Here is a 24,835-nt window from a genome sequence, read left to right as displayed (position 1 = left end):
CCCTGGTCAGAGGTGGGGGCGCACACACCGCGAGCGACACGCATCCTGCGCGGTGTGTGCGCCCTATGTCGCAGGAGAACCTTCCTTCGATAGGCTTACCTCAGTGGCACCGCGGTGCGCTCATCCATGAGTTCCGCAGTGTGCTCGGCATCCCGGGGATGCCAAACCGCCACTCCCGCTCAGCCGCGTCGGCAACGAAGCCGCGCCCGCAGGGCGAACCGCACAAGGAGATTCGTCGAACGATGGCCGGTCCCGCGTTCCGCGCTGCCGCAGTACGAGTGCGCGTCCCCGCGACCAGCGCCAATCTGGGCCCCGGTTTCGACGCCTTCGGCCTGGCGCTGGGGCTGTACGACGACGTGGTGGTCCGCGTCGCCGACTCCGGGCTGCACATCGACATCGCGGGCGAAGGCGCCGACACGCTGGCCCGGGACGAGAAACACCTGGTCGTACGCTCGCTGCGGACCGCCTTCGACCTGCTGGGCGGGCAGCCGCGCGGCCTCGAGGTGGTGTGCGCCAACCGCATCCCGCACGGCCGCGGCCTCGGCTCCTCCTCCGCCGCCATCTGCGCGGGCATCATCGCCGCCCGCGCGGTGACGATAGGCGGCCCGGCGGTGCTGGACGACACCGCGCTGCTGGAACTGGCCACCGAGATCGAGGGCCACCCCGACAACGTCGCCGCCTGTCTGCTCGGCGGCTTCACCCTGGCCTGGACCGAGGGCGGCGCCGCCCGCGCCATCCGGCTGGACCCGGCGCGCTCGCTGGCGCCCGTGGTGTTCGTGCCCGGCACCCCGGTGCTCACCGAGACCGCCCGCGGGCTGCTGCCGCGTACCGTCCCGCATGTGGACGCCGCGGCCAACGCGGGCCGGGCCGCACTGCTCGTGGAGGCGCTCACCCGCCGTCCCGACCTGCTGCTGCCCGCCACCGAGGACCGGCTGCACCAGGACTACCGGGCGCCCGCCATGCCCGAAAGCGTGGCGCTGGTGAACCGCCTGCGCTCCGACGGCGTCCCTGCAGTCATCTCCGGTGCGGGGCCGACGGTTCTGGCCCTCACGGAGGAAGGCGCCGCCGACAAGGTCTCCCGGCTGGCGGGCGAGGGCTGGGCCGCCCACCGCCTGGTGCTGGACACGGCCGGGGCCAGTGTGCTGCCGCTCGCCGGGGGGCAGTGACACGATTGCCGGGCATTGAGAGGGGGAATGTTTGTTGGATCCGGTAGTGTTAACCTCAAGCCTGCATTCGACGCCCATTGGGTGTCATGCACTGTGTCCCTTCCGTGGGACCGCTTATCTTCCGGGAGCCTCCCACACCGCATAGGCCATCAGCCTGCGCAGTGTCGAGCCCGCTCCGGAGTCGGTACGAGTTCTCACCGTACCGAGACCAGATATGTATTTCTGCCGCCATCAGGCGGACCACCGCCCCGGTTCACCAGCGGAAACGCCCAGAACCGGACAGCACGACCGGTCGCCGAGCCAGACAGGCCGACGTCCGCTCCAGGGAAGGACCCTTCGTGAGCGACACCACCGATCTGATGGGCGTGCGCGCAGACAACTCTGTTGCCGCGTCCGACGCCGACGCGCCTGCTGGCGGTGCTGCCACGGCCAGTACCTCACGGCGACGCCGGTCCGGGACCGGCCTGGACGGCATGGTCCTGGCCGAGTTGCAGCAGCTGGCCTCCGGCCTCGGTATCAAGGGCACCGCGCGGATGCGCAAGAGCCAGTTGATCGAGACCATCAAGGAGAAGCAGGCCGGCGGCGGGACCACCGCACCGCAGGCCGCCGGCGCCGCCGCCGACGCGCCCGCCGAGAAGCCCAAGCGCCGTGCGACCTCCCGGGCCCGCCTCGCGGAGGCCGGTGCCGAAGCGGAGAGCGAGGCTCCGGCCGCCGCCGCGAAGGCGACCGCCCCGTCGGAGCCCCAGCAGATCGAGATTCCCGGCCAGCCCGCCGGCGAGCAGGCCAAGGCCGCTCCCGCCACCCGGGGCGCCCGGGCCGGCCGCGCGGCCGAGGCCGCAGCCGACACCGCCGAGGGCAAGGCCGAGACCCGTACCGACGCCAAGGGCGACGGCCGGCAGCAGCAGGCCGGCGAGGACCGCCAGCGCGGCCAGCGCGGCGACCGCCGCGAGCGGCAGCGCGACCGCCGCAACCGCGAGGACGGCGGCGGCGAGGGCGGCGGCCAGCGTGACGGCGGCAACCGCCAGAACCGCGACCGCGGCAACCAGCAGGGCGGCGGTCAGGGCCAGCAGCAGGGCGGCGGCCAGGGCGCCGGAAGCCAGCAGGACGACGACGAGTTCGGCGACGGCCGCGGCCGGCGCCGCGGGCGCTACCGCGACCGCCGCGGGCGGGGCAACCGCCGCGACGAGTTCGCGGGCGCCGGCGAGGTCCAGGTCTCCGACGACGACGTCCTGATCCCCGTCGCGGGCATCCTCGACATCCTCGACAACTACGCGTTCATCCGTACCTCCGGCTACCTCCCGGGGCCGAACGACGTCTACGTCTCGCTCGCCCAGGTCCGTAAGAACGGCCTGCGCAAGGGTGACCACGTCACCGGCGCCGTGCGGCAGCCCAAGGACGGCGAGCGGCGCGAGAAGTTCAACGCGCTGGTGCGGCTGGACTCCGCGAACGGCATGGGGGCCGACTCCGGCCGCGGCCGCCCGGAGTTCAACAAGCTCACCCCGCTGTACCCGCAGGACCGGCTCCGCCTGGAGACCGACCCGGGCGTGCTGACCACCCGGATCATCGACCTGGTGGCGCCGATCGGCAAGGGCCAGCGTGGTCTGATCGTCTCGCCGCCGAAGGCCGGTAAGACGATGATCATGCAGTCGATCGCCAACGCGATCACCACGAACAACCCCGAGTGCCACCTGATGGTCGTCCTGGTCGACGAGCGTCCGGAAGAGGTCACCGACATGCAGCGGTCGGTCAAGGGCGAGGTCATCTCCTCGACCTTCGACCGTCCCGCCGAGGACCACACCACCGTCGCGGAACTCGCCATCGAGCGCGCCAAGCGGCTGGTGGAGCTGGGCCACGACGTCGTGGTGCTGCTGGACTCCATCACCCGCCTGGGCCGCGCGTACAACCTCGCGGCGCCCGCCTCCGGCCGCATCCTGTCCGGTGGTGTCGACTCGACCGCGCTCTACCCGCCGAAGCGCTTCTTCGGTGCGGCGCGCAACATCGAGGACGGCGGCTCGCTGACCATCCTGGCCACCGCGCTGGTCGAGACCGGCTCGCGGATGGACGAGGTGATCTTCGAGGAGTTCAAGGGCACCGGCAACATGGAGCTCAAGCTCGACCGCAAGCTCGCCGACAAGCGGATCTTCCCCGCGGTGGACGTCGACCCGTCCGGTACCCGCAAGGAGGAGATCCTGCTCGACCGCGACGAGCTGGCGATCGTCTGGAAGCTCCGCCGGGTGCTGCACGCGCTGGACTCGCAGCAGGCGATCGAGCTGCTGCTGGACAAGATGAAGCAGACCAAGTCCAACGCCGAGTTCCTCATGCAGATCGCGAAGACGACCCCCGGTCAGAACAACGACTGACCGTCGCTCTTAGCGCAATTCGGCCCCGTTCGCCGGTTTATCCGGCGGGCGGGGCCGTTTTCTTTGCCCAAAGATATGGCGCTGGAAACCTGTGAGTCAGCTAGGGCCGGGCCCCGTAGTCATATGATCGGGCAATCGCAGGTGGGGGGGACCATCTTCGAACCCCTGACCAGGGCGGCGATGACGCCTGCCCGGCGCCTGTCGACGCTCAGACGGCCGAGGTTCGATCCCTGGTTCGGCTCGCTCCTGTGTGCATCTTCCGTGCCGTCGCTGCCCGTTCGAGCCGGCGGCACTCCCTACGACAGGAGTTCTGAGTGTTCTCTGCCCACGAGGGCCGGGGGCGCAGACGGCGTCGCCGTCTCACGATCCCCGTGGCCGTGGTCGCCACTGGCGCAGGCGTGGCGAGCGCCGTGCTGCTGATGTCCCCGGCGCACGCCGGAAACACCTCGCAGCCGCCCGCCTTCCACACGGCCGCACAACCGTCCGCACCGGCCGCGTCGGTGCTGACCTTCCGCGTCTCGGGCGCACTGACGGCGGACAAGAACCCGTCGCGTACGACGCTGTCCGCCAGCCCGCAGGGGACGGCGCACACCGTCGACCCGAAGATCATCGGTGGCACGACCACAACGATCTCCGCGGCGCCGTGGATGGCCCAGCTCTGGTACTTCGACGACCGGAACACGGCCACCACCACGGACGACATCGGCTTCTTCTGCGGCGGCACCGTGGTGTCCCCGACGAAGATCCTCACGGCCTCGCACTGCGTCAAGGGCTACGACTGGTTCAACCACGGCACCGTCATCACCGGGACCGACCAGCTCCCCACCCAGGCCACCGGCCAGCCCGTGGACTACCACGGCGGCACCCCGCAGGGCGTCGCCCGCCAGTGGAACCACCCGTCGTACAACGCCGACACGATCGACAACGACGTGGCCGTGCTGACGCTGGACATCCCGGTGACCGCCAAGCCGCTGCCGATCACCTCGTCGACGGACAGCGCATCGTACGTGGCCGGTACGACGGCGACCGTCTACGGCTGGGGGCGTACCACCTCCACCACCGACGACATCTCGCAGACGCTGAAGAAGGCGTCGCTGCCGATCAACTCCAACTCCACCTGCACCACGGAGTTCGGATCCGGCTTCATCGCGGGCCACATGGTCTGCGCGGGCACCCCGGCCACCGGCTCCGACGCGGGCACCATCACCGCCTGCAACGGCGACTCGGGCGGTCCGCTGGTCGTCAATGGCAAGATCATCGGCGTGGTCTCCTGGGGCGTCCAGGACTGCGTGGAGAAGGGCGCCTACAGCGTCTTCAGCCGCACCAGCACCTACGCGGGGGCGATCGACCCGCGGCTGGACGACGCCAACATGACCGGTGACGACAAGGCCGACCTGTTCGCCAGGACCCCGGCCGGCGCGGCGTACGAGTACCGGTCCACCGGTACGGCGCTGGCCGCGCGCGAGTCGCTCGGCGACTTCAGCGGGCTCAACCTGGTCCGGCAGAACGACCTGAACCTGGACGGCCTCGACGACCTCGTCGTGCGCACCACCGGCGGTCAGCTGTACTGGCTGAGCGGCGACGGCAGCCAGCCGGTCCTGGTCGGCGGCGGCTGGAACGTGATGAGTTCGATCGTCACCCCCGGTGACATCACCGGTGACGGCCTGCCCGACCTGGTCGGCACCGACACCAGCGGCGCTTCGTGGACCTACCCCGGCAACGGCAAGGGCACCTTCGGCACCCGCGTCAAGATAGGCACCGGCTGGAACACCTACAGCGGCCAGATCTACGGCAAGGGCGACCTCTCCGGCGACGGCAGGCCCGACCTGGTGGCCCGGGACTCCGCAGGCTCCCTGTGGCTCTACAAGGGCACCGGCTCGGCCTCCGCCCCCTGGGCGCCCCGCACCCGGATCGGCGGCGGCTGGTCGTACAACGCGTACGCGGCCATCGGCGACATGACCGGTGACGGCCACGCCGACCTGCTCGCCCGGGACTCCGCGGGCACCCTGTGGCTCTACAAGGGCACCGGGTCCGCCTCGGCCCCCTACGCCGCCCGCGTCAAGATCGGCGGCGGCTGGCAGATCTACAACATCCTCGGCTGACCGGGAGGCTCGGCTGATCCGGGGCATTCTCCCGGACGGCTGAGACTCCCGCCACACCAAAGATGCGGCGAAAAAACGCCCGCGTATCCCCTGACCTGGGGATACGCGGGCGTCCGCGTTTTCCCCCGGATGCCGGAACGGCCGATCCGAGCGCACGATGGAAGCTCCGAACGGATTCGGACGCATGTGCCGGACCTGATCAGCGCCGCTGGGGGTAGCCGAAGAGAAGACCTGAACCCGGACAGGAAGCCGAGGGGCCGCATGTCGGACGACGAGCCGCGGGCGGGCGCGAGCGCCGCCACGGAGGGCAAGGACAGCAGACGCGAGCAGCGTGACAGACGCCGCCGCGTTCTGCGTATCGTCGCGTGGGTCTCCGCGGGACTGGTGCTGCTGGCGGGCGCGGGGGCCGGGTACCTCTACTTCAAGCTCAACGGCAACATCAAGAGCGTCAACATCGACGCCCAGCTCGGCACCGACCGGCCGCTGGCGCTGGACAACGGGTCCATGGACATCCTGGTGCTCGGCTCCGACTCGCGGTCGGGCAAGAACAGCGAGTACGGGCACGACGGCGGCAACGCCAGGTCGGACACCGCGATGATCGTGCACCTGGACAAGGGGCGCAAAAGCGCCAGCGTGGTGAGCATTCCGCGCGACACCCTGGTGAACCGCCCGGCGTGCGGCACGCCCAAGGGCGGGACGGCGCCCGCCGAGCGGCGGGCCATGTTCAACACCGCGTACGAGGTCGGCGGACCCGCGTGCGCGGTGAAGACGGTGGAGACCATGACCGGGCTGCGCATGGACCACTACATCGAGGTCGACTTCACCGGCTTCAAGAACCTGGTGAACGCGCTGGACGGGGTGCCGGTCACCACCTCGACGGCGATCCACGACACCAAGAGCCATCTGAACCTCGCCGCGGGCACCCACACCCTCAACGGCGAGCAGGCGCTCGGCCTGGTGCGCACCCGGCACGGGGTCGCCGACGGCAGCGACCTCGGCCGAATACAGCTCCAGCAGGCGTTCATGAAGGCGCTGATGGACCGGGTGAGCGGGCTCGGGCTGCTGTCCAGCCCGACGAAGCTCTTCAGCGTCGCCGACACCGCCACCAGCGCCATCACCACCGACTCGGGGCTGGCCTCGGTCACCAAGCTCATGAGCCTGGCGGAGAGCGTGCGCGGCCTGAAGTCGGGCGATGTCCACATGGTGACCCTCCCCGTCCAGTACTCGGTCAGCGACCCGAACCGGGTGGAGCCGATCGACCGGCAGGCCACCATGGTGTGGGCCGCGCTCCGGGCCGACCGGCCGATACCGGCCGCCGCCACCAAGGGCTCGGTGGCCGACGAGGTGGACGCCAGGAAGGTGGTCGGGGCTAGCCCGCGGCCCAGCAACAGCGGCAGTACGACCCCCTCCCCGTCGGCACCGCGCTGACCTGCGGGGATCCCCGGGGAATACTCAGGGCCCACCCCTCGTTTTGGGAGATACGGCCAGTCCTGGCAGACTGGTCCGCTGGCCCCGGTTCACGTACCGCAAACCCGTGGTGCGACCCGGCGCCCTCCCGAACCTAGGAGCATCCTTGAAGCGCGACATCCACCCCGAGTACGTCGAGACCCAGGTCACCTGTACCTGTGGCGCCTCGTTCACCACCCGGAGCACCGACACCAGCGGCCAGATCCGCGCTGAGGTCTGCTCCGCTTGCCACCCGTTCTACACGGGCAAGCAGAAGATCCTCGACACCGGTGGCCGTGTGGCCCGCTTCGAGGCCCGCTTCGGCAAGGCCGCAGGCTCCGCCAAGAAGTAGCGACCAGCAAGCGCCGGTTCCCGGTCGCCCAGTCCTGGGTGACCGGACCGGCGCTTTGTCGTCCCGGGCCAGCCAGGCCAGGCAGCCACTTCACCAGCGAGGGAACCCGAAGATGTTCGAGGCGGTCGAGGATCTGATCGGCGAGCACGCCGACCTCGAAAAGCAGCTTGCCGACCCCGCGGTCCACGCGGACCAGGCCAACGCCCGCAAGCTGAACAAGCGCTACGCGGAGCTGACCCCCATCGTCGGCACCTACCGCTCCTGGCGGCAGACGGGCGACGACATCGAGACCGCCAGGGAACTCGCCGCCGACGACCCGGACTTCGCCGCCGAGGTGAAGGACCTGGAGCGGGAGCGCGAGGAGCTGACCGAACGCCTCCGGCTGCTGCTGGTGCCGCGGGACCCCAACGACGACAAGGACGTCATCCTCGAGGTCAAGGCGGGCGAGGGCGGCGAGGAGTCCGCGCTGTTCGCCGGCGACCTGCTGCGGATGTACCTGCGGTACGCCGAGCGGATCGGCTGGAAGACCGAGATCCTCGACGCCAACGAGTCCGACCTCGGCGGCTACAAGGACGTCCAGGTCGCGGTGAAGGCCAAGGCGTCCCACGAGGCCGGCCAGGGCGTGTGGGCCCGGATGAAGTACGAGGGCGGTGTGCACCGCGTGCAGCGGGTGCCCGCCACCGAGTCGCAGGGCCGTATCCACACCTCCGCGGCCGGTGTGCTGGTCACGCCCGAGGCCGAGGAGGTCGAGGTCGAGATCGGCCCCAACGACCTGCGGATCGACGTCTACCGCTCGTCCGGCCCCGGAGGCCAGTCGGTCAACACCACCGACTCCGCGGTCCGCATCACCCACCTGCCCACCGGGCTGGTGGTGTCCTGCCAGAACGAGAAGAGCCAGCTCCAGAACAAGGAGTCGGCGATGCGCATCCTGCGCTCCCGGCTGCTGGCCGCCGCGCAGGAGGCCGCCGAGCAGGAGGCGTCCGACGCCCGCCGCAGCCAGGTCCGTACCGTGGACCGGTCGGAGCGGATCAGGACGTACAACTTCCCCGAGAACCGCATCTCCGACCACCGGGTCGGGTTCAAGGCGTACAACCTTGACCAGGTGCTGGACGGGGATCTGGACGCCATGATCCAGGCGTGTGTGGACGCCGACTCGGCCGCCAAGCTGGCCGCGGCCGGCGACGGCAGCTGAGAGGGGAGCGGAGTGAACCTGCTGCTCGCCGAGGTCGCCCAGGCGGCCCAGCGACTTGCCGACGCGGGCGTGCCGTCACCGCGCTTCGACGCCGAGGAACTGGCCGCGTACATCCACGGGGTCAAGCGCGGTGAGCTGCACGGCGTCGCCGACGCGGAGTTCGACGCGCGCTACTGGGAGGCGGTCGCCCGCCGCGAGGCCCGCGAACCGCTCCAGCACATCACCGGCCGTGCCTTCTTCCGCTACCTCGAACTCCAGGTGGGACCGGGGGTGTTCGTGCCCCGCCCGGAGACCGAGTCGGTCGTCGGCTGGGCCATAGACGCCGTGCGCGCCATGGATGTCGCCGAGCCGCTGATCGTCGACCTGTGCACCGGCTCCGGCGCCATCGCGCTGGCGCTGGCCCAGGAGGTGCCGCGCTCACGGGTGCACGCCGTGGAGCTGTCCGAGGACGCCCTGGCGTGGGCCCGCAAGAACGTCGAGGGCAGCAAGGTCGACCTGCGGCAGGGCAACGCGCTCACCGCGTTCCCCGACCTCAACGGCCATGTCGACCTGGTCATCTCCAACCCGCCGTACATTCCGCTCACCGAATGGGAGTACGTGGCGCCCGAAGCGCGTGACCACGACCCCGAACTGGCCCTCTTCTCCGGTGAGGACGGACTCGACACCATCCGCGGTATCGAACGCACCGCCCACCGCCTGCTCCGCCCCGGCGGCGTCGTCGTCATCGAGCACGCCGACTCCCAGGGCGGCCAGGTGCCGTGGATCTTCAAGGAGGACGCGGGCTGGGCGGACGCGGCCGACCACCCGGATCTCAACAACCGCCCGCGGTTCACCACTGCGCGCAAGGCGACGCCGTGACGACGCCGGGCGCCCGAGCAACGGCACGCGCCGCCGCGACACCGGCTGCGCGGCATCTTCTGGAGGTCAGCTAATGGCACGGCGATACGACTGCTCCGAAGCAACCGACCGGGCAACCGGCCTGCGCGAGGCCGCCTCGGCGGTCAAGCGCGGCGAACTCGTGGTGCTGCCCACCGACACCGTGTACGGCATCGGCGCGGACGCCTTCGACGCCGAGGCCGTCGGCGACCTGCTGGAGGCCAAGGGCCGCGGCCGCAACATGCCCTCGCCGGTGCTGGTCGGCTCGCCGAACACCCTGCACGGCATCGTCACCGACTTCTCCGAGCAGGCGTGGGAACTCGTCGACGCCTTCTGGCCCGGTGCGCTCACCCTCGTCACCAAGCACCAGCCGTCGCTCAACTGGGACCTCGGCGACGCCCGCGGCACCGTGGCGGTGCGGATGCCGCTGCACCCGGTCGCGATCGAGCTGCTCACCGAGACCGGCCCGATGGCCGTCTCCAGCGCCAACCTCACCGGACACCGGTCGCCGCAGGACTGCGACGCCGCCCAGGAGATGCTGGGCGACTCCGTCGCGGTCTACCTGGACGCCGGACCGACCCCCTCCGCCGTGGCGTCCTCGATCGTCGACGTCACCGGCCGCGTCCCGGTGCTGCTGCGGGCCGGGGCGATCAGCGCGGAGGAGCTGCGCAAGGTGGTACCCGACCTGGAGGAGCGCAGTTGACTGCGCCCGACGGGCGTGGCATACCGGGCCGCACCGGCCTGCCGGGAGTGATCCTCCCCGGACACGGCGGTGACGCCTTCCGCATCCTCCACGTCTGCACCGGCAACGTCTGCCGCTCGCCGATGGCCGAGCGGCTGACCCGCCATGGGCTGGCGCGGCGGCTCGGCGACGGCGCCAACGGCATCGTCGTGGAGTCCGCGGGCACCTGGGGCCACGAGGGCGCGCCGATGGAGGCGCACGCCGCCGCCGTACTGGCCGAACACGGGGCCGACGTGTCCGGGTTCACCGGCCGGGAGCTCCTCGACGACCATGTGATCGACGCCGACCTCGTCCTCACCGCGACCCGCGACCACCGCGCGCAGGTCATCTCCATGGGCCACGACGCGGGCCTGCGCACCTTCACGCTCAAGGAGTTCACCCGGCTGGTCCGGGCCATAGACCCCACCACCCTTCCCGACGGCACCGTCGCCGAGCGGGCCCGCGCCCTGGTCAGGGCCGCGGCGGCGCTGCGCGGCTGGCTGCTGGCGCCCAGCCTGGAGGCCGACGAGGTGCACGACCCGTACGGCGCCCCCATCGGGTACTTCCGCAGCATCGGCGACGAGATCCACACCGCGATCGACCCGGTGGTGACCGCGCTCACCGGGATCCCCGCCGCCGTCTGACCCTTCCGCCGCCGCTGGCCGGGCGGTCCGCGGTTCCCGCCCCTACAGTGGAAGCGAGATCTCCACGCCCCGCCGGGAGCCCCGCCATGCCGGTCGCCGGAAGAAGCGCTGCCGTCGCAGCCGCAGACGCGCACCACACATTCGTCGCGGCCGCCCGTGTGCAGGCCGCCGCCGAGGACCCCGCGCAGCCGGCCGAGGCCCCGGCCGACCCCGTATCCGCCACCTGGGCACCGGACTTCGGCGCGCTGCGCCGCGAGGACCCGGAGCTGGCCGGGGTGATCCTCGCCGAGATCGACCGGCAGAGCAGCCGCCTGCAGCTCATGGCGGGGGAGAACTTCACCTCGCGCGCGGTGCTCGCCGCGCTCGGCTCACCGCTGGCCAACAAGTACGCCGAGGGCTACCCGGGCCACCGCCACCACGCCGGGTGCGAGCTGGTCGACCTCGCCGAGCGGCTCGCCGTCGAACGCGCCACCGGGCTGTTCGGCGCCGAACACGCCAATGTGCAGCCGTACTCGGGCTCCTCCGCGGTGCTCGCCGCCTACGCCGCGCTGCTCGTCCCGGGCGACACGGTGCTCGCCACCGCGCTGCCGCACGGCGGGCATCTCACCCACGGCTCCCGGTCGAACTTCTCCGGCCGCTGGTTCCACTTCGTCGGCTACGGGGTGCGCCGTGACACCGGTCTCATCGACTACGACCAGGTCCGCGACCTGGCCCGCGAGCACCGCCCCAAGGCGATCGTCTGCGGTGACATCGCCCACCCCCGGCACCTGGACTACGCCGCCTTCCGGGAGATCGCCGACGAGGTCGACGCCTATCTGATCGCCGACGCCGCGCACACCCTCGGCCTGGTGGCGGGCGGTGCGGCGCCCAGCCCCGTGCCGTACGCGGATGTGGTGTGCGCCACCACCCACAAGACGCTGCGGGGACCGCGCGGCGGGCTGATCCTGTGCGGCGAGCACTTGGCGGAGCGCGTCGACCGGGCGGTCTTCCCGTTCTCGCAGGGCGGCCCGCACATGCACGCGGTGGCCGCCAAGGCCGCGGCCTTCGCGGAGGCCGCCACCCCGGCCTTCGCCGCCTACGCCCACCAGGTCGTCGGCAACGCGGCCCGGCTGGCCGCCGCACTGGCCACCGAGGGTGTCGACGTCCTCACCGGCGGTACCGACACCCATATGATCACCGCGGACGTCTCGCCGCTGGGCGTCACGGGTCTGCGGGCCCGCGGCCGGTGCGCGGCCGCCGGGATCGTCGTCGACAAGTACGCCCTGCCGTACGACCCCCAGCCCGCCGAGGAGTGCTCGGGGCTGCGGCTGGGCACCGCGGCGGTCACCACCCAGGGCATGGGGGAGACGCAGATGTCGCAGGTCGCGGCGCTGCTCGGGCGGGCGCTGCGCGAGGAACGCGGCACCGCGGCGCTCGTCGGCGAGCTGGTGCGCGGCTTCCCGCCGTACCCGCGGCAGCCCGCCGGATAACCCCGACACCTTCCCCTCCCGGCGGCTGTGCAACCGCGAACGCTCCCTGTGAGTCTTGAGAGGTGTTCGCCGTCTCGGCCCGGCCACCACTAGGGTGTGACGCTGTGAGGATCCCCCGGACGTGTGCGCAGCGGTGCTACGCCCCCGAATGTGTCGGAGGCCGCTCGTGCGCGAGTATCTGCTGACCCTGTGCGTCGCCGCTGCCGTCACGTACCTGCTGACCGGCCCGGTGCGGAAGTTCGCCATCGCCGCGGGGGCCATGCCGCCGATCCGGGACCGCGACGTGCACCGCGAGCCGACTCCGCGGCTCGGCGGTATCGCCATGTTCGGCGGACTGTGCGCGGGCCTGCTGGTCGCCGCGCACCTGAGCAACATCGGGGACGTCTTCTCGCAGTCCAACGAGCCCCGGGCGCTGCTGTCCGGCGCCGGCCTGATCTGGCTGCTCGGCGTACTGGACGACAAGTGGGGCGTCGACGCGCTGGTCAAGCTCGGCGTGCAGATGATCGCCGCGGGCGTGATGGTCATGCAGGGCCTCACCATCTTGTGGCTGCCGGTGCCCGGCGTCGGCCCGGTCGCCCTCACCCCGATCCAGTCGACGCTGCTGACCGTCGCGCTGGTCGTCATCACCATCAACGCGGTCAACTTCGTGGACGGCCTGGACGGCCTCGCCGCCGGTGTGGTCTGCATCGCGGCCATCGCGTTCTTCATGTACGCCTACCGCATGTGGTACGGCTACGGCGTCGAAGCGGCCGCACCCGCCACGCTGTTCAGCGCGATCCTCATCGGGATGTGCCTGGGCTTCCTGCCGCACAACCTGCACCCGGCGCGGATCTTCATGGGCGACTCGGGCTCGATGCTCATCGGCCTGGTGCTCGCCTCGTCCGCGATCTCCATCACCGGGCAGGTCGACCCGGACGCGATCACCGACTTCACCGGATCCACCCGCGAGACCGTGCACTTCATGGTGCCGGTCTACATGCCGCTGCTGCTGCCGCTGACCATGATCGCCCTCCCCGCCGCCGACCTGGTGCTCGCCGTGGTCCGCAGGACCTGGAAGGGACAGTCGCCGTTCGCCGCCGACCGCGGCCATCTGCACCACCGGCTGCTGGAGATCGGGCACTCGCACAGCCGGGCGGTGCTGATCATGTACTTCTGGTCGGCGCTGTTCGCCTTCGCCGCCGTCGCGTTCTCCGTCAACTCCTCCAGCCTGTGGATCGTGCTGGTGATCGTCTCGCTCAGCGCGCTCGGCCTCGTCGTGCTGCTGCTGCCGCGGTTCCGGCCGCGGGCGCCGCGCTGGGCCGAGTCGTTCGTGCCGCCGCGGTACCGGCGCCGCCGCCGTCGGCTGGCCGCCGCCGCTGCCGCGGCCGAGCGGGAGATGCGTTCCGCGGACCGGCCCGCGCTGCACGGATCGACGGCGATCGGCGACCGTGCGCGACTGCCCGAACGCCGTCCCGTCGACAGCCGCCGCTGACGAACTCCTGCAAACCGGACGGCGTGTCGTCTGCACACTCGTGTGACAGGCAGCACACTCGCATGGTAAAGGCCGCATCAAATACTTTGTGATACCGTTCACGAAGACAGAGGAAACGCCGAAAGACCAAGGAGAGCGGTCTTCCGGCGCGAGGTCACACCCTCGGTCTCTGACTACGCTCGTCTCCGACGACATCCGCTTTGCCCCAACTCCCGCCGGAGGAGCCGTCCCTATGCAGCCCAACGACGCCCGAATCCTCAGGGGTGCCGCGATCGTCGCCGCCCCCGTAGGAGTTGTCGCAACCGTTGTCAGTGCCCTCGTCGCAGGCGAAAAGGGCCTGATCGGTGGCCTGGTGGCCGTAGCCGTGGTGGCGGTCTTCTTCGGTCTCGGGTCCTACGCGCTGATGCGCATCACCGAGGACAAGCCCCAAGTGGCCATGGCCGCCGGGATGCTGGTCTACGCGGTGCAGATCCTGATGATCGGCGTGTTCATCGTCGCGTTCAACAACACCACCGCCTTCAACGCCCGTGCGTTCGGTCTCACCCTGCTGGTGACCGCGCTGTCGTGGGTCGGCGGGCAGGTCAAGCAGAGCCTCACCGCGCGGATGCTGTACGTGGACCCGGTTCCCTCCGTCCCTCCGGCCGAATGATGTGCGCTGCCAAGGGGCGGGTAAAGAGGCAGCAATTCCATCTGCTATCGTCCGGAATCGCATCTGGACGTGGAGGCCCCTCGTGTATGAGGAAGGTGCTGCCCCCGCGCCCATCGGTGTACTCGGATCCAGGGCCGCGGACGCGGCACGGAGCACGGGTTCCCGGTCTTCGATGCGGGCTCCCAGCGGACAGTGGTGACTTCGCCACGCCTCGTCCGCAGTGCCGACCAGCGGCCCCACCAGCCGCGCTGACACACAAGGTTGCCGTTACTTATGCGTCACGACGAAGGAGTCACGGGTGAGTGCCCACACGCTGCTCGCTGAGGCTGGATGCCACATCCAGCACGACTGCGCATTCCCCGCTCCGGGCCTCAACTCGTTCGACTTCAAGCCGATCTTCAGCATCGGCAGTTTCGACTTCACCAAGCCGATGTTGCTGGCGCTCATCTGCATGCTGCTGGTGGTGGGCTTCTTCTGGGCGGCGTTCAGCAAGCCCAAGCTCGTCCCCACCAAGCTGCAGCTCGTCGGTGAGATCGGCTACACGTTCGTGGCCCGCAGCATCGCCCGCGAGGTGATCGGCAAGAAGGGCGACAAGTTCGTCCCCTTCCTCACGTCGATCTTCTTCTTCGTGTGGATCATGAACGTGATGTCGGTCATCCCGCTCGCGCAGTTCCCGGCCACCTCGCGCTTCGCGTACCCGGTCGGACTCGCCGCGCTGGTCTACATCACGTACATGTACCTCACGTTCAAGACGCACGGTTTCCGCGGCGGCATGAAGAACCTGACCTGGATCGACGGTCTGCCCAAGCCGCTGGTGCCGCTGATCGTCGTTCTCGAGTTCTTCTCGAACGTGATCCTGCGCCCCTTCACCCTCGCGGTGCGGCTCTGGGCGAACATGTTCGCCGGGCACCTGCTGATCGTCATGTTCAGCATCGCGAGCTGGTACCTGCTGACCCCGTCGTTCCTCAGCGCGGTGGCCGGCGGATCCTTCGTGCTGACGATCGCCATGACCACCCTGGAAGTGCTGGTCCAGTTCCTCCAGGCGTACATCTTCACGCTGCTCGCCTCGATCTACATCCAGGGAGCGCTGGAAGAGGGTCACTGACCCGCCGCCGCCCCACCCGTACACCTCCCCCATCAGGCTTCCGCTGGGACCCCCCAACGGACCGCATCACACAGGAAGACAGGGAAATGTCTGCCGAGCTCGTTAACCTCGCCGCCACCACCACCGTTGCGGGCCGTCTTGGCGCCATTGCCTACGGTCTCGCCGCCATCGGCCCCGGCGTGGGTATCGGTCTGGTCTTCGGCCACTCCATCGAGGCCATGGCGCGTCAGCCCGAAGCCATGCCGATCATCCGCACCAACATGTTCCTCGGCTTCGCCCTTTGTGAGGTGCTCGCGCTCCTCGGCCTGGTCGTGCCGTTCATCTTCAAGGCCTGACCAGCACGGCCGGTAGCCACACTCGAAGAAAGGTTCAGACATGATGCTCTTCCTTGCGGAGGAGGGGGCGCAGAACCCGCTCATCCCCGACACCGCGGAACTGATTGTCGGCCTGCTCTGCTTCTTCATCGTCTTCGGCTTCCTCGGAAAGAAGCTCCTGCCGAACATCCAGAAGACCCTGGAGGAGCGGCACGACGCCATCGAGGGTGGCCTGGAGAGGGCGGCGGAAGCTCAGGCCGAAGCCACCCGGACGCTTGAGGAGTACAAGGCCCAGCTCGCCGAGGCGCGTCACGAGGCCGCCCGGATCACCGAGCAGGCCCGCGAGCAGGGTGCGGTGATCATCAAGGAGATGCGCGAGGAGGGCCAGCGTCAGCGCGAGGCCATCATCGCCGCCGGTCACGCGCAGATCGAGGCCGACCGCCGTCAGGTGACGGTCACCCTGCGCCAGGAGGTCGGCCGCATCGCCACCGACCTGGCGGGCAAGCTCGTCGGCGAGTCCCTCGAGGACAACGCCCGGCAGAGCCGCACCATCGACCGCTTCCTCGACGGCCTCGACGAGTCCGCCGCGACCGCCGAGGCGGCCCGGTGAACGGCGCAAGCCGCGAAGCACTGGCCGCAGCCCGTGAGCGACTCGACGCGCTGACCGACAACACGTCGGTCGACGCGGTGAAGCTCGGCGCGGAGCTGGCCTCCGTCACGGCGCTCCTCGACCGCGAGGGCACGCTGCGACGGGCCGTGACCGACCCGGCGAAGACCGGCGAGGCCAAGGCCGGACTGGTGACGGGACTGCTCGGCAGCCAGCTCGGCGGCGACAGCCTCGACCTGATCACCGGCATGGTCCGGTCCCGCTGGTCGCAGTCGCGCGACCTGGTGGACGCCCTGGAGGAGCTGGCCGACAGCGCCGACCTGATCGCCGCCCAGCGCGACGGCGGTCTGGACGACGTCGAGGACGAGCTGTTCCGCTTCGGCCGGATCGCGGAGAGCAGCAGCGAGCTGCGCGCCGCGCTCAGGGACCGCGTCGCCAGCGGCGAGGCCAAGGCCGGACTGCTGCACACGCTGCTCGGCGGGCGCGCCAATCCGGTCACGGAACGGCTGGTCACCCGGCTGGTCACCGCGCCGCGAGGACGTAGCCTGGAGAACGGGATCGAGTCCCTGTCCAAGCTGGCCGCCGCGCGCCGCGACCGCATGGTCGCGGAAGTGGTGTCGGCGACTCCGCTCAGTGACCAGCAGAAGGAGCGCCTCGGCGCTGCGCTGGCCAAGATCTACGGTCGTCGTGTGCACCTCAACCTGGACGTGGACCCCGCCATCCTCGGCGGTGTCCGGGTACGCGTCGGCGACGAGGTCATCAACGGCTCGATCGCGGACCGTCTCGACGAGGCGGCACGGCGGATGGCCGGCTGACGGCGTCAGCAACCACCAACTCAACAAGCACTGACGGCCCGAGTTGGGCCGACGAGTGACCTGGGGGCCCGCAGCGGGAGCTGCAACGGGCCACAGCCCCAGACCCCCAAGAAGACTTCGGGCCCAACAAGGAGAGCAGGGAACCCAGATGGCGGAGCTTACGATCCGGCCGGAGGAGATCCGGGACGCGCTGGAGACCTTTGTCCAGTCGTACAAGCCGGACGCCGCCTCGCGCGAGGAGGTCGGCACGGTCAGCGTTGCCGGAGACGGCATCGCGAAGGTCGAGGGCCTGCCCTCGGCCATGGCGAACGAGCTGCTGAGGTTCGAGGACGGCACCCTGGGTCTCGCCCTCAACCTTGAGGAGCGCGAGATCGGTGCGATCATCCTCGGCGAGTTCAGCGGCATCGAGGAGGGCCAGCCGGTGCAGCGCACCGGTGAGGTGCTCTCCGTCGCGGTCGGCGAGGGCTACCTGGGCCGGGTCGTCGACCCGCTCGGCCAGCCGATCGACGGCCTCGGCGAGATCGAGACCGACGGCCGCCGCGCCCTTGAGCTGCAGGCCCCCACGGTCATGCAGCGCAAGTCGGTGCACGAGCCGATGCAGACCGGCCTGAAGGCCGTCGACGCGATGACCCCGATCGGCCGCGGTCAGCGCCAGCTCATCATCGGCGACCGCCAGACCGGCAAGAGCGCGCTGGCGATCGACACGATCATCAACCAGCGTGACAACTGGCGCTCGGGCGACCCGAAGAAGCAGGTCCGCTGCATCTACGTCGCCATCGGCCAGAAGGGCTCCACCATCGCGGGCGTACGCGCCTCGCTGGAGGAGGCCGGCGCGCTGGAGTACACGACCATCGTCGCCGCCCCGGCGTCCGACCCGGCCGGCTTCAAGTACCTGGCGCCGTACACCGGCTCGGCCATCGGCCAGCACTGGATGTACCAGGGCAAGCACGTCCTGATCGTCTTCGACGACCTGAGCAAGCAGGCCGACGCCTACCGCGCGGTCTCCCTGCTGCTGCGCCGCCCGCCGGGCCGCGAGGCGTACCCCGGTGACGTCTTCTACCTGCACTCCCGTCTGCTGGAGCGCTGCGCGAAGCTCTCCGACGACCTGGGCGCCGGTTCGATGACGGGTCTGCCGATCGTCGAGACCAAGGCGAACGACGTGTCGGCGTTCATCCCGACCAACGTCATCTCCATCACCGACGGCCAGTGCTTCCTGGAGTCGGACCTCTTCAACGCCGGTCAGCGCCCCGCGCTGAACGTCGGTATCTCGGTCTCCCGAGTCGGTGGCTCGGCGCAGATCAAGGCCATGAAGGGTGTCGCCGGACGGCTCCGCGTGGACCTCGCCCAGTTCCGCGAGCTGGAGGCGTTCGCCGCCTTCGGTTCCGACCTGGACGCGGCCTCCAAGGCGCAGCTCGAGCGCGGCCAGCGCATGGTCGAGCTGCTCAAGCAGGGCCAGTACGCGCCGTACGCGATCGAGGACCAGGTCGTCTCCATCTGGGCCGGCACCACCGGCAAGCTGGACGACGTACCCGTCGAGGACGTGCGCCGCTTCGAGCGCGAGCTGCTCGACTACCTGCACCGCCAGCACAAGTCGCTGCTCACCGCGATCGTCGAGACCGGCAAGCTGCCGGACGAGACCGTCGAGGTGCTCACCGACGCCGTGGCCGCCTTCAAGAAGCAGTTCGAGACGTCCTCGGGCGCGCTGCTGGTCGAGGGCTGATCGCATGGGTGCTCAGATTCGGGTTTACAAGCGCCGGATCAAGACCATCACCGCCACCAAGAAGATCACCAAGGCGATGGAGATGATCGCCGCCTCGCGCATCGTCAAGGCACAGCGCCAGGTGGCAGCGTCCTCCCCGTACGCCAACGAACTGACCCGTGCGGTGACGGCGGTGGCGACCGGCTCCAACGCCAAGCACGCCCTGACCACCGAGGCCGACAACCCGACCCGCGCCGCGGTCCTGCTCATCACGAGCGACCGCGGTCTCGCGGGCGGCTACTCGTCCAACGCGATCAAGGCGGCGGACCGGCTCACCGAGCGGCTGCGCGCGGAGGGCAAGGAGGTCGACAGCTACCTGGTCGGCCGCAAGTCCGTCGCGTACTACCGCTTCCGTGAGCGCGCGGTCACCGGTTCGTGGACCGGTTTCAGCGACAGCCCCAGCTACGGCGACGCCAAGGAGGTCGCTGCCCCGCTCATCGAGGCGGTGCAGCGGGAGACCGCCGAGGGCGGCGTGGACGAGCTGCACATCGTCTTCACCGAGTTCAAGTCGATGATGACGCAGGTGCCGGTCGACAGCAGGCTGCTGCCGCTGACCCTGGACGCCTCGGACCAGTCCGGGGAGCCCGAGGCCAAGACCGAGGCGCGTCCGCTGTTCGAGTTCGAGCCTTCCGCGGAGGGCGTGCTCGACGCGCTCCTCCCGCGGTACGTCGAGAGCCGTATCTACAACGCCATGCTGCAGGCCGCCGCCTCCGAGCACGCGGCCCGCCGCCGGGCGATGAAGTCGGCCACCGACAACGCGGAAGACCTCATCAAGTCGCTCACGCGGCTTGCCAATGCGGCCCGACAGGCCGACATCACCCAGGAAATCAGCGAGATCGTCGGCGGCTCCAGCGCCCTGGCCGACGCGAACGCGGGGAGTGACTGACCACTATGACCACCACTGTTGAAACCACCACCGCCACCGGGCGTGTGGCCAGGGTCATCGGCCCGGTCGTCGACGTGGAGTTCCCCGTCGACGCCATGCCGGAGATCTACAACGCGCTGCACGTCGACGTCGCCGACCCGACCCAGGAGGGGCAGACCAAGACGCTGACCCTCGAGGTCGCGCAGCACCTCGGTGACGGCATCGTCCGTGCCATCTCCATGCAGCCCACCGACGGTCTGGTCCGCCAGTCCCCGGTCACCGACACCGGCAAGGGCATCACCGTGCCCGTCGGCGATGTCACCAAGGGCCGCGTGTTCAACACCCTCGGCCAGATCCTCAACGAGCCGGAGGCCGAGTCCGAGGTCACCGACCGCTGGGCGATCCACCGCAAGGCCCCGGCCTTCGACCAGCTCGAGTCCAAGACCGAGATGTTCGAGACCGGCCTGAAGGTCGTCGACCTGCTGACCCCGTACGTCAAGGGCGGCAAGATCGGTCTGTTCGGCGGCGCGGGTGTCGGCAAGACCGTCCTCATCCAGGAAATGATCATGCGTGTGGCCAAGCTGCACGAGGGCGTTTCCGTGTTCGCCGGTGTCGGCGAGCGCACCCGTGAGGGCAACGACCTGATCGCGGAGATGGCCGAGTCCGGCGTTCTCCCGCAGACCGCGCTGGTCTTCGGTCAGATGGACGAGCCCCCGGGCACCCGTCTCCGGGTCGCGCTGGCCGGTCTGACCATGGCGGAGTACTTCCGTGACGTGGCGAAGCAGGACGTGCTGTTCTTCATCGACAACATCTTCCGCTTCACCCAGGCCGGTTCCGAGGTCTCCACGCTGCTCGGCCGGATGCCCTCCGCGGTGGGTTACCAGCCGAACCTGGCGGACGAGATGGGTCTGCTCCAGGAGCGGATCACCTCGACCCGTGGTCACTCGATCACCTCGATGCAGGCGATCTACGTCCCCGCGGACGACCTGACCGACCCCGCCCCGGCGACCACCTTCGCCCACCTCGACGCGACGACCGTGCTTTCGCGGCCGATCTCGGAGAAGGGCATCTACCCCGCGGTGGACCCGCTGGACTCCACGTCCCGCATCCTGGACCCGCGCTACATCACGCAGGAGCACTACGACTGCGCCTCGCGCGTCAAGGGAATCCTGCAGAAGTACAAGGACCTCCAGGACATCATCTCCATCCTCGGCATCGACGAGCTGGGCGAGGAGGACAAGCTCACCGTCTTCCGTGCCCGTCGTATCGAGCGCTTCCTGTCGCAGAACACCCACGCGGCGAAGCAGTTCACCGGTGTCGACGGCTCGGACGTGTCGCTGGACGAGTCCATCTCGGCGTTCAACGCGATCGCCGACGGTGAGTACGACCACTTCCCGGAGCAGGCGTTCTTCATGTGCGGTGGCCTTGAGGACCTGAAGGCCAACGCCGCCAAGCTCGGCGTCAACTGACGCAGGGGCCTTGCGCACGCGGCAGGGGCGGTGAGGTTCCCCCGGGCACAGCCCCGGGGAACCCGCCCCCCTGTCGCACCCCTTATTCTTTGTCTTACGCATCCTCCGCAGACGGTGGGTGCCGACCCGAGGAGCCGTCTTGGCCGATCTTCACGTCGAGCTGGTCGCCGCGGACCGTAACGTCTGGTCCGGCGAGGCCACCATGGTCATCGCCCGTACCGCGTCGGGCGACATCGGCATCATGGCCGGACACCAGCCGCTGCTCGGTGTGCTGCAGTCCGGACCGGTGACGATCCGCACCAGTGACGGTGGCACCGTGGTCGCCGCCGTGCACGGCGGATTCATCTCGTTCGCGCGCAACGAACTGTCGATCCTCGCGGAGATCGCCGAGCTCGCCGACGAGATCGACGTCGCGCGCGCGGAGCGGGCACTGGAGCGGTCCAAGTCCGAGACCGACGCGGGCGCCGAGCGCCGCGCCGAGGTCCGGCTGGCTGCCGCGACCGGTGCACACTGAGCGGACCAATTTGATACACCAGGCGTAACCGAAGGACCATGGTGCCGCGGACTGCCCCTCGGGGCGGTCCGCGGCACCGGCACAGCAAGGGCGGCACCCATTCCCAGGCGAGGAGGTGGTGGACATGATCCTCGCCATTGAGGTGGGTGGCGCGGTCGTCGCTGCGCTGCTGCTCGGTCTCTTCGTCTTCGGGCTGCGCCGCCGGTTGATCCAGCGTCCCGGCGGCACCTTCGACTGCAGCCTGCGTCCGGCACCGCCCGAGGGCGCCGAGCCGGGGGGCAAGGGCTGGGTCTACGGGGTCGCCCGCTACAACAACGACCGTGTCGAGTGGTTCCGTGTCTTCTCGTACGCGCCCCGGCCGCGCCGGGTGCTGGAACGCCCCGCCATCGAGGTCCTCGGCCGGCGCGCCCCGCACGGCGACGAGGAGCTGGCGCTGCTCTCCGACGCGGTCGTGCTGCTCTGCTCCCACCGTGACGTACGCCTGGAACTGGCGATGAGCGACGACGCCCTGACCGGCTTCCTGGCCTGGCTGGAGGCCGCGCCCCCCGGCCAGCGGGTCAACGTGGCGTGAGGCGTGACGCCTCACGCGTGACACCTAGCGCGTGACACGTCACGCGTGACGCGGGACCGGAGGCCGACGGGCGGCGGTGTCGGCCCCCGGTCGTATGGGGGGATGCGTCTATGAGGCGCCCTGAGCGTAGAAAGGTCTGGACCACCGGTCAAGAGGTCTGGACCACATCCCTCGGCGCCCGCCGTCTCAGCGGTTCTCGCCGGGCACCCACAGCACGTCGCCGCGCTCCTTGTTGGCGGTCCTCGCCAGGATGAAGAGCAGGTCGGACAGCCGGTTCAGATAGGTGGCCGTCAGCGGGTTCATGGTGTCGCCGTGCTCCTCCAGCGCCGCCCAGGTGGAGCGCTCCGCGCGGCGGACGACCGTGCACGCCTGGTGCAGCAGCGCGGCGCCCGGGGTGCCGCCGGGCAGGATGAAACTGCGCAGCTTCTCCAGGTCGGCGAGGAAGCGGTCGCACTCCGCCTCCAGTCGGTCCACGTACCCCTGTTCGACGCGCAGCGGCGGGTACTTGGGGTCCGGCGCCACCGGTGTGGCCAGGTCGGCGCCCACGTCGAACAGGTCGTTCTGCACGCGGACCAGCACGGTCGCGACCTCCTCGGGCAGCTCGCCGAGCGCGAGCGCCACTCCGAGGACCGCGTTGGCCTCGTTGGCGTCGGCGTACGCCGAGATCCTGGAGTCGGTCTTGGCGGTACGGCTCATGTCGCCCAGCGCCGTCGTGCCGTCGTCGCCGGTGCGGGTGTAGATACGGGTGAGGTTGACCATGACGCCGAGCCTATTGCCTGTCCGGTCCGCGTCATGCGACCAAGGACACACGGTGACGCGGCTTACTTCTTGCTGCGCCCGCACCTGAACGAGCGTTAGTGTCCGGCCAGATACCCCAATGGAGAGGTGTGTGCCGTGGCGAAGAAGCTCGCCGTCGTGGGAGCCGGACTGATGGGTGCGGGCATCGCGCAGGTGTCGGCCCAGGCGGGCTACGAGGTGATCCTGCGAGACGTCACGGACGCGGCGCTCACGCGCGGCGTGGACGGGATCCGGGCGTCCTACGACAAGTTCGTCGCCAAGGGCAAGATGGCGGCCGACGACGCGGAGGCCGCGCTCGCCAGGATCAGCACCACCACCGACCTGGAGGCCGCCGCCGACGCGGACCTGGTGGTCGAGGCGGTCTTCGAGAAGATCGAGGTCAAGCAGGAGATCTTCAGCACCCTCGACGCGATCGTGCGCGACGACACCATCCTGGCCTCCAACACCTCGGCGATCCCGATCACCAAGATCGCGGCGGCCACCAAGCGCCCCGAACGCGTCGTCGGCACGCACTTCTTCTCGCCGGTGCCGCTGATGCAGCTGTGCGAACTCGTCCGCGGCTACAAGACCAGTGACGAAACGCTGGCGCGCGCCCGGGAGTTCGCCGAGGAGATCGGCAAGACCTGCATCGTCGTCAACCGCGACGTGGCGGGCTTCGTCACCACCCGGCTGATCTCGGCGCTGGTCGTCGAGGCGGTCAAGCTCTACGAGTCCGGGGTCGCCTCGGCCGAGGACATCGACGTCGCCTGCAAGTTGGGCTTCGGGCACGCGATGGGCCCGCTCGCCACCACCGACATGACCGGCGTGGACATCCTGCTGCACGCCACCGGCAACATCTACACCGAGTCGCAGGACGAGAAGTTCGCGCCGCCGGAGATCATGCGCCGCATGGTCGACGCGGGCGACCTCGGCCGCAAGAGCGGCAAGGGCTTCTACACGTACTAGCGGCGCCAGGGGCCCAACCGGCTTCACTCGCAGGAGTGAATTCGGTATCGGTTCGCTCACAGACGGCAACTTCTCCATGCGACGGGCCGTCAGTTGTGTGAAGACATACGGATGAACCGTGCCGTACGACGGCAGACATGCAGCACTCCCCGGGGAGCGACTATGCACATCAGGGGCGACCACGCCGAGCTGGTCGTCGGGGGCCGCCTCGACGTCCGGAGCGCGGCGGACGCCCGTACGGCCCTGCACACCGCGGTCGACTCGGGCCGCGGTGATCTCGTGCTCGATCTCACGGAGCTGGACTCGTGGGACGCCACCGGTCTCGGAGTCATCATGGGGGCGCACCGCAGGGCGGGCCGGGCCAACCGGCGGCTCGTGCTGCGCGGGGTGCCGCCGCAGATGCAGCGGCTGCTGGTCGCCACCCGGCTGCACCGAATCCTCGCGATCGAGGCCGAAAGGTGACGTAAGGGCAGGGTGGCGCCCCCGCACTTCATGGATACTGTGCGAGCCTTTAGAGTTTGGCTCAGCTTGTCAGCAGGCGTGCCACCCCGTACGCCGGGAAAAGGGGAACGGGCCGGTCCGGCAGCGGACACCACGGTCCGAGCAGGCCCCCGCACGTGACGCA

The 24,835-nt window shown here is 70.0% G+C and carries 24 protein-coding genes; 23 read left to right on the top strand and 1 reads right to left on the bottom strand.

Features of this window, described 5'->3' with window-relative positions; translation table 11 throughout:
- Positions 1-242 precede the first annotated feature (242 nt).
- The 21 genes from thrB to AB0M29_RS12665 all read left to right on the top strand — a co-directional run bounded on the left by thrB (position 243) and on the right by AB0M29_RS12665 (position 22,467).
- The gene (gene thrB, locus AB0M29_RS12765) at positions 243-1,166 is read left to right on the top strand and encodes a homoserine kinase (protein WP_365382239.1); all 924 of its coding nucleotides are present in this window, start codon (positions 243-245) and stop codon (positions 1,164-1,166) included.
- A gap of 338 nt (positions 1,167-1,504) precedes the next feature.
- A complete protein-coding gene (rho, locus tag AB0M29_RS12760) occupies positions 1,505-3,526 on the top strand; it encodes a transcription termination factor Rho (protein ID WP_365382238.1) in 2,022 nt (673 codons plus the stop codon).
- A 377-nt stretch (positions 3,527-3,903) separates the two neighbouring features.
- Entirely contained in the window at positions 3,904-5,628 is a 1,725-nt protein-coding gene (locus AB0M29_RS12755) for a trypsin-like serine protease (protein WP_365382237.1), read from the top strand.
- A gap of 261 nt (positions 5,629-5,889) precedes the next feature.
- Positions 5,890-7,056, top strand: coding sequence for an LCP family protein (locus tag AB0M29_RS12750; RefSeq protein WP_365382236.1), 1,167 nt, complete (start codon positions 5,890-5,892; stop codon positions 7,054-7,056).
- 145 nt (positions 7,057-7,201) lie between these two features.
- Positions 7,202-7,426, top strand: a complete 225-nt coding sequence (rpmE, locus tag AB0M29_RS12745; RefSeq protein ID WP_365382235.1) for a 50S ribosomal protein L31 — start codon at positions 7,202-7,204, stop codon at positions 7,424-7,426.
- A gap of 112 nt (positions 7,427-7,538) precedes the next feature.
- Positions 7,539-8,618 (top strand): peptide chain release factor 1, encoded by a 1,080-nt coding sequence (gene prfA / locus AB0M29_RS12740; protein WP_365382234.1) that lies wholly within the window; start codon positions 7,539-7,541, stop codon positions 8,616-8,618.
- Positions 8,619-8,630: 12 nt separating this feature from the next.
- A complete protein-coding gene (gene prmC / locus AB0M29_RS12735) occupies positions 8,631-9,476 on the top strand; it encodes a peptide chain release factor N(5)-glutamine methyltransferase (RefSeq protein WP_365382233.1) in 846 nt (281 codons plus the stop codon).
- A 73-nt stretch (positions 9,477-9,549) separates the two neighbouring features.
- Complete coding sequence (locus tag AB0M29_RS12730) at positions 9,550-10,197, top strand: L-threonylcarbamoyladenylate synthase (RefSeq protein WP_365382232.1); 648 nt, start codon at positions 9,550-9,552, stop codon at positions 10,195-10,197.
- Positions 10,198-10,235: 38 nt separating this feature from the next.
- The gene (locus tag AB0M29_RS12725; RefSeq protein ID WP_365382372.1) at positions 10,236-10,859 is read left to right on the top strand and encodes a protein-tyrosine-phosphatase; all 624 of its coding nucleotides are present in this window, start codon (positions 10,236-10,238) and stop codon (positions 10,857-10,859) included.
- Between the two features lie 86 nt (positions 10,860-10,945).
- Positions 10,946-12,328: a serine hydroxymethyltransferase gene (gene glyA, locus AB0M29_RS12720; RefSeq protein ID WP_365382231.1), complete on the top strand. Its 1,383-nt coding sequence runs from the start codon at positions 10,946-10,948 to the stop codon at positions 12,326-12,328.
- A 166-nt stretch (positions 12,329-12,494) separates the two neighbouring features.
- Entirely contained in the window at positions 12,495-13,799 is a 1,305-nt protein-coding gene (locus AB0M29_RS12715; protein WP_365382230.1) for an MraY family glycosyltransferase, read from the top strand.
- Positions 13,800-14,031: 232 nt separating this feature from the next.
- Positions 14,032-14,448 carry a hypothetical protein gene (locus tag AB0M29_RS12710; RefSeq protein WP_365382229.1) on the top strand — a complete coding sequence of 139 codons (417 nt, stop codon included), beginning with the start codon at positions 14,032-14,034 and terminating at the stop codon, positions 14,446-14,448.
- A gap of 298 nt (positions 14,449-14,746) precedes the next feature.
- Positions 14,747-15,553, top strand: coding sequence for a F0F1 ATP synthase subunit A (gene atpB, locus AB0M29_RS12705; protein ID WP_365382228.1), 807 nt, complete (start codon positions 14,747-14,749; stop codon positions 15,551-15,553).
- 86 nt (positions 15,554-15,639) lie between these two features.
- The gene (gene atpE / locus AB0M29_RS12700) at positions 15,640-15,888 is read left to right on the top strand and encodes an ATP synthase F0 subunit C (RefSeq protein WP_365382227.1); all 249 of its coding nucleotides are present in this window, start codon (positions 15,640-15,642) and stop codon (positions 15,886-15,888) included.
- Positions 15,889-15,928: 40 nt separating this feature from the next.
- On the top strand, positions 15,929-16,477 hold the full coding sequence (locus AB0M29_RS12695) for a F0F1 ATP synthase subunit B (RefSeq protein ID WP_365382226.1): 549 nt from the start codon (positions 15,929-15,931) through the stop codon (positions 16,475-16,477).
- A complete protein-coding gene (locus tag AB0M29_RS12690) occupies positions 16,474-17,289 on the top strand; it encodes a F0F1 ATP synthase subunit delta (RefSeq protein WP_365382225.1) in 816 nt (271 codons plus the stop codon). The genes AB0M29_RS12695 and AB0M29_RS12690 overlap by 4 nt, the downstream gene beginning before the upstream one ends.
- Positions 17,290-17,437: 148 nt before the next feature.
- Positions 17,438-19,009: a F0F1 ATP synthase subunit alpha gene (atpA, locus tag AB0M29_RS12685; RefSeq protein ID WP_365382224.1), complete on the top strand. Its 1,572-nt coding sequence runs from the start codon at positions 17,438-17,440 to the stop codon at positions 19,007-19,009.
- 4 nt (positions 19,010-19,013) lie between these two features.
- Entirely contained in the window at positions 19,014-19,934 is a 921-nt protein-coding gene (locus AB0M29_RS12680; RefSeq protein ID WP_365382223.1) for a F0F1 ATP synthase subunit gamma, read from the top strand.
- Between the two features lie 5 nt (positions 19,935-19,939).
- Positions 19,940-21,382: a F0F1 ATP synthase subunit beta gene (atpD, locus tag AB0M29_RS12675; protein ID WP_365382222.1), complete on the top strand. Its 1,443-nt coding sequence runs from the start codon at positions 19,940-19,942 to the stop codon at positions 21,380-21,382.
- 139 nt (positions 21,383-21,521) lie between these two features.
- Positions 21,522-21,896 (top strand): F0F1 ATP synthase subunit epsilon, encoded by a 375-nt coding sequence (locus AB0M29_RS12670; protein WP_365382221.1) that lies wholly within the window; start codon positions 21,522-21,524, stop codon positions 21,894-21,896.
- 124 nt (positions 21,897-22,020) lie between these two features.
- Entirely contained in the window at positions 22,021-22,467 is a 447-nt protein-coding gene (locus tag AB0M29_RS12665; protein WP_365382220.1) for a DUF2550 domain-containing protein, read from the top strand.
- A 186-nt stretch (positions 22,468-22,653) separates the two neighbouring features.
- Here the strand turns inward: AB0M29_RS12665 and AB0M29_RS12660 are convergent, their stop codons facing one another.
- Complete coding sequence (locus AB0M29_RS12660; RefSeq protein WP_365382219.1) at positions 22,654-23,226, bottom strand: cob(I)yrinic acid a,c-diamide adenosyltransferase; 573 nt, start codon at positions 23,224-23,226, stop codon at positions 22,654-22,656.
- Between the two features lie 135 nt (positions 23,227-23,361).
- On the opposite strand from AB0M29_RS12660, the gene AB0M29_RS12655 reads away from it, so the two are divergent.
- A complete protein-coding gene (locus AB0M29_RS12655; protein ID WP_365382218.1) occupies positions 23,362-24,210 on the top strand; it encodes a 3-hydroxyacyl-CoA dehydrogenase family protein in 849 nt (282 codons plus the stop codon).
- A 162-nt stretch (positions 24,211-24,372) separates the two neighbouring features.
- A complete protein-coding gene (locus tag AB0M29_RS12650; protein ID WP_365382217.1) occupies positions 24,373-24,672 on the top strand; it encodes an STAS domain-containing protein in 300 nt (99 codons plus the stop codon).
- Positions 24,673-24,835: the final 163 nt, after the last annotated feature.

Source organism: Streptomyces sp. NPDC051976, from assembly GCF_040680795.1.
Taxonomy (GTDB): Bacteria; Actinomycetota; Actinomycetes; order Streptomycetales; family Streptomycetaceae; genus Actinacidiphila.
Note: the sequence above shows the minus strand (reverse complement) of the source record. Positions and strands in the feature narration are given on the sequence as shown.

Coding starts and splice junctions, on each gene's coding strand:
- AB0M29_RS12730 (WP_365382232.1), top strand. CDS start 9,550: ATGGCACGGCGATACGACTGCTCCGAAGCAACCGACCGGGCAACCGGC.
- atpE (WP_365382227.1), top strand. CDS start 15,640: ATGTCTGCCGAGCTCGTTAACCTCGCCGCCACCACCACCGTTGCGGGC.
- AB0M29_RS12750 (WP_365382236.1), top strand. CDS start 5,890: ATGTCGGACGACGAGCCGCGGGCGGGCGCGAGCGCCGCCACGGAGGGC.
- atpA (WP_365382224.1), top strand. CDS start 17,438: ATGGCGGAGCTTACGATCCGGCCGGAGGAGATCCGGGACGCGCTGGAG.
- thrB (WP_365382239.1), top strand. CDS start 243: ATGGCCGGTCCCGCGTTCCGCGCTGCCGCAGTACGAGTGCGCGTCCCC.
- AB0M29_RS12660 (WP_365382219.1), bottom strand. CDS start 23,226: ATGGTCAACCTCACCCGTATCTACACCCGCACCGGCGACGACGGCACG.
- prfA (WP_365382234.1), top strand. CDS start 7,539: ATGTTCGAGGCGGTCGAGGATCTGATCGGCGAGCACGCCGACCTCGAA.
- AB0M29_RS12680 (WP_365382223.1), top strand. CDS start 19,014: ATGGGTGCTCAGATTCGGGTTTACAAGCGCCGGATCAAGACCATCACC.
- glyA (WP_365382231.1), top strand. CDS start 10,946: ATGCCGGTCGCCGGAAGAAGCGCTGCCGTCGCAGCCGCAGACGCGCAC.
- atpD (WP_365382222.1), top strand. CDS start 19,940: ATGACCACCACTGTTGAAACCACCACCGCCACCGGGCGTGTGGCCAGG.
- AB0M29_RS12650 (WP_365382217.1), top strand. CDS start 24,373: ATGCACATCAGGGGCGACCACGCCGAGCTGGTCGTCGGGGGCCGCCTC.
- AB0M29_RS12710 (WP_365382229.1), top strand. CDS start 14,032: ATGCAGCCCAACGACGCCCGAATCCTCAGGGGTGCCGCGATCGTCGCC.
- AB0M29_RS12695 (WP_365382226.1), top strand. CDS start 15,929: ATGATGCTCTTCCTTGCGGAGGAGGGGGCGCAGAACCCGCTCATCCCC.
- AB0M29_RS12665 (WP_365382220.1), top strand. CDS start 22,021: ATGATCCTCGCCATTGAGGTGGGTGGCGCGGTCGTCGCTGCGCTGCTG.